Below are 436 nucleotides of genomic sequence, written 5' to 3'. Positions count from 1 at the left end.
TGGATGGATATAGGAAATGCTGCTGGTCTTTTATACCAAGGTGTGACAAATTTCAAAGGGGATGCTGCTACTAGTGCACTTGCAAAGGCAAATAGTACTGCAAACTTTGGTATAAATATTTCAGATGGAAACCTTGCTGCTGGAGATAAAAGCACATTAAAATTCCATGTAGGTACAGTTACAATTAAAGCAGATGGGTATGATGATATTGTAATTAAGTTAAATAAAGATTACTCAGAAGCATATGCTGCAGAGAAGGTTAGTTGGGGTCTTACTGGAACTAATACACAAATTTTACTTAACGATTATTTGCCAAAAGACGGAACAGAGAAAACAACTTATCTTCACAAAATTACTAGTGTTACAGCTGATATTAATTTATCAGAATATGAGTATACTAAAGCAGGATCAGCTAAACCAACAACAGGAACAGAAA

At 34.6% G+C, this 436-nt stretch carries 1 pseudogene; it reads left to right on the top strand.

Annotated features, from left to right (window positions below):
• Positions 1 to 436 (top strand): annotated as a pseudogene (locus FAY47_RS21000) (endoglucanase); the annotation flags it as partial.

This window comes from Clostridium sp. HBUAS56017, assembly GCF_007115085.1.
Lineage (GTDB): Bacteria > Bacillota > Clostridia > Clostridiales > Clostridiaceae > Clostridium > Clostridium cibarium.
This window is presented reverse-complemented; position numbering and strand designations above follow the sequence as displayed.